4 protein-coding genes are annotated in these 3,734 nt (G+C 51.0%); 1 reads left to right on the top strand and 3 read right to left on the bottom strand.

Annotated elements, in window-relative coordinates; genetic code table 11:
- Positions 1 to 306: hypothetical protein (locus tag PHF27_RS13815; RefSeq protein ID WP_300071296.1), on the top strand; the 306-nt coding region annotated here is incomplete at its 5' end.
- A gap of 32 nt (positions 307 to 338) precedes the next feature.
- Here PHF27_RS13815 and PHF27_RS13810 read toward each other — a convergent pair.
- Genes PHF27_RS13810 through PHF27_RS13800 form a run of 3 tightly spaced genes read right to left on the bottom strand, consistent with a single transcriptional unit; the run spans position 339 to position 3,452 of the window.
- Positions 339 to 1,319 carry a hypothetical protein gene (locus PHF27_RS13810; protein ID WP_300071294.1) on the bottom strand — a complete coding sequence of 327 codons (981 nt, stop codon included), beginning with the start codon at positions 1,317 to 1,319 and terminating at the stop codon, positions 339 to 341.
- Positions 1,320 to 1,331: 12 nt separating this feature from the next.
- Positions 1,332 to 2,780 (bottom strand): C69 family dipeptidase, encoded by a 1,449-nt coding sequence (locus PHF27_RS13805; protein ID WP_300071291.1) that lies wholly within the window; start codon positions 2,778 to 2,780, stop codon positions 1,332 to 1,334.
- 21 nt (positions 2,781 to 2,801) lie between these two features.
- Positions 2,802 to 3,452: a C39 family peptidase gene (locus PHF27_RS13800; RefSeq protein ID WP_300071289.1), complete on the bottom strand. Its 651-nt coding sequence runs from the start codon at positions 3,450 to 3,452 to the stop codon at positions 2,802 to 2,804.
- Positions 3,453 to 3,734: the final 282 nt, after the last annotated feature.

Here is a 3,734-nt window from a genome sequence, read left to right as displayed (position 1 = left end):
GGGCAGCGTTTATTTAGAGAAGGCGTGATTTTATCAGCCGGGCTGGCGGCGGAAAATCTGATTCTGGGGATTGAGCCGGAAGCGTCGCGCGCGCTGGAGGACCTGAAGAAGTTTGAGCGCCTTTTGGGTCGAATGAGCGAGCAGCAAAAAGATGAAATGCATGACAGCGTTTGTCGCATGGCTTTTAGCACGATCGGCGCACCCATGACGCAGCGGCACATTATAGCGGTCGCGGAGGAGCTGCTGAAGGTTAAAACGCTTTCGGAAGAGCAAATAAAAAACGTCATGGAAACCGCTTCGTGGTAAGGCGGCTGCTTCCATGACGCAAAGAGATATTGCTAAAAGGTATGGCTGATGGTGGCGACAAGTTTGCGCTTCTTTTCCCCGGTGCTCAGATAGGTTTGATTGGCATATAAGATATCCAAGGAATCGCGAGGCGTAATTTTGCGGGTGAGAGCATAGTAGACGCCGCGGCAGTCGTTATCGAAACCCGTTTGTTTCCCCATGTCGCCGTTTTGTTCCACGTGAAAAGCAGTGAGGCAGAGCGTGTTCTTGTCATCTAGGTCATAGGCCCAACTAGCCGCCAAGGCTTTGTTATCGGAAACGGCGTTCGCTTGGGTATATTCAGCAGAAAACGTGCTTTTTCCGACCTGCCAAGCGGCGTCGGCAGCCCAGTGGCGGGTGCGCTCACCGCTGCTGTACTGGTATTGCGCCAGGGTGCAGCCGTAGTTCACGCCGGTGGCGGGGTGGTAGCCTGTGCGCAGGGCGTACAGTTTGTTGGTTTGGCTACCAGGGTTGTCTTCTCGCGCCGCTATGAAGTCGAATTCCCACTTTCCTGCGGACGCGGCGGCCGTGACGCCATCGACAAAATAAGTGCGTCCGATATAGGTGGCGGGACGGCTGTAGAGTAATTCGGTTTTGCCGATACTTGCCTCTTGACGGCCGATTTTACAGGTTAGATTCGGTGTTTTGTAAATGAGACCGAATTGATCTAACGCCGCTACCGCCTGACGTTCCGGGCCGTAGGCGTCATTGGCGGTATTGAAGTCGGCTAAGGCGGGCTGCGACGTGTACTCCCAGCCAAGACGCGTATAAGCTGACCAATTTGACGACAGGTCTTTTTCGAACATAAGCCGCAAAGTATGCGTGATGCCGGAGATCGTTGGCTGGTCGCTATAGGAGTCTTTTTCATAGGTAGTGGAAAAGTCCCCCGTAATTCGGAGCGGCGAAGCTTCTGCCGAGGCCAGAAGCAGGAAGCTGGCTGCCAATATTGGCAGCCAGGCTGTTTTTTTGTAGAGGTGTTTGTCGAAATATATCATAGAGTATCGCGGTTATTGACGCCGCAAGGCGTCGCCTAGCTGTACAGATTGCGTGGCTAGGTTGTTGGTAGTTTCTGCGAGGAAGCGAATGGTTTGCTGCTTATCTTGTCCGTAGAGGCGCAGGGCTTCTTGTTCCCATTGGGGCTGGGCGACAAACTCTTTTTGCTCAAAGAGCGCGATGCGCTTGTGAATAGCGCTGCTCACGCTTTGGTAGCGCACGTCGGCGTAACGGGACAGATCGCGGAAGGTCCAATACGCAGAGTTTTCGGTGTAGAGATTGGTGCCGTTTTTAAATGCTTCCGGAATGGTTGGATTCCCGTAATACCAGGGCGTAAAGACGCTGGTGCAAGGCGTGGCCATGGCCCGCCAGGTGATAGCGCCGATTTCCGCCGGCAGCCAGGAGCGTGTTTGGCAAACGACGCTGACTTCGGTGTTGGCGCTGCAAAGGGTTCGCTCGTCGGTTTGATGAGGGGAGCCTTTTTGATAGCCGTTGGTCAAGTCATAAGGGGTTCCTTCGTAATGATCGCGCAAGACGGCGATGATCGAGGCGGGGGTCAGCTGTCTAGGCTGCTGCGCCAGCATTTCTTCCGCGCGCCATTGACGGCGGGTATTATAGGGGTCATTGAGTTTTTCCGGGGCGGCATAGGCTTTGGCAAAATGAAACGGTTCTCCTTCTTTGTACCAGCCCATGTTTTGGGCATAGCTGACAACATCGGAGGAATACTTGAAGTTTTCGGAGTCCGCAAAATCAATTTCGCCGATTCGGAAGATGTTGGCTCTGACGCCAAAGGAATTATCCGGCACTCGCTGGGCGGCCCATTGTCCTTCCAAGGTTACCTCTACCCACCAGCCTTCTTTGACGTCGGTGACGGCGAACATGGCGCCAGAGTCCCCGCCCAGTTTATAGGTGTGCACCAGGTCACCGATGATTTCCACCGCTTCCCTGGCTGTTGTTGCTCGTTCCAGGGCCAATTGCGTCAGTTCCGTCCAGATGATACGGCCTTCTGTCGGCAGCGTGGCGGGGGCCTCGCGGCGGTAGGACATATTGTTGGCAATGGCTACTTGATGCTCGTTGACGCCGCTAGTAATATCTCCAGGAGAGTAGGCTTTGTCGAAAATTTTGGTGGCGGAGTAGCTATAGGTTTCGGCAGGCTGCGGGACGATGGTTCCGCCAAAGAGAGTTACGGTTTCGCCGGGCAGGTGTTTGGTGTGAGGCGCATACACGTAGTGATGCGCGCAATAGTTTGCCAGGTCTTCGTTGTGGGCTAGGAGTACGGAGCCGTCCTTGGTGGCTTCTTTGCCGACGATGATAGAAGAACAACGTTCTACGACAGCCGATGGACGATCTGTTTTATCGGCTGTCGCCGCCGGATTGGCTAATGCATCGGCAGGTGCAAGAAACAGGGCCAAGAGAATGGCGAACCAAAGCGCTTGGACCTGAGAAAGTTTAAACTTTGGCATGGGTGTCAGCTCCTTTTGAACTTAATCAAGCGGTGTAATTACTTCGGGATTGTAGGGGGCCGTCTGCGGTTTGGTCAAAATCAGGCCGAAGCGATTGATGGGTGTATTTTCGAAGGAATCGTAATCATGCCAACGGGTGATGAATTCTGCTATAGGAATATAGGTGTAATGCCCTAGGGTAGAAGGGTCCATAAAATAGACGTTGTTTTCGTCATAGCCAACGGCGACAACATAATGACCGTCTTCACTCTGGTAAGAACCATAGCTGCCTTTTGTGTCGGACCAAGCTTGAATGGCCAGCAGTACGGGTTCTTTTTGGTCAATATGTTTTTTGAGTTCTTCTAAGGTCATTCCTGTACGCATGGAAACTTTCAAGCCCAAAGAGGCGGCATAGTTAGCCATATTTAGGTAACTTGTACCATCTTGGGAAGTTGGTTTAATTTCCGCAGCCAGCATATCCAAACGCTTGTCAATTTGGTAGTAGCCAAGAATGGATTGTAAGGCGGTGATGCCGCAGGTATAGTCTGTGTCTTGGCGCGTCAGCGGAACGCGAATCAGGTTTTTAACATTCGATAGGGACGGAGCGGGATTTGCATAAGCTAGATTGCTTGCTAAAGGTAATAGACTTAGAGATAGCAGCAGAAAAATAGTAAAAAGATAGCGTTTTTTCATGGGAGCCTCCTTTGTCGAATAAAGAAATCGCTGTTTTAAACATAATACATATTCTATGGTTTCCAATAAATCCCTCTAAGAAAAATTGTTTTATGATAAACTGTATGGGGAAATAGTAGCTGGATGTTTGAAGATAGAGAACGCGAAGGACATATGAGTGTTCTCATAAAGTTCTTAAATCCATCGAATAAAATTCCACAACTAAACCTTGGCACGGGCATTTTGAAAATCTAATCCAAAGCAAGTCCAATTATTCGAAAAATGGGTATAGCAAAGCTAACC

This window comes from Anaeromusa sp. (assembly GCF_028691475.1).
Taxonomy (GTDB): Bacteria; Bacillota; Negativicutes; order Anaeromusales; family Anaeromusaceae; genus Anaeromusa.
This window is presented reverse-complemented; position numbering and strand designations above follow the sequence as displayed.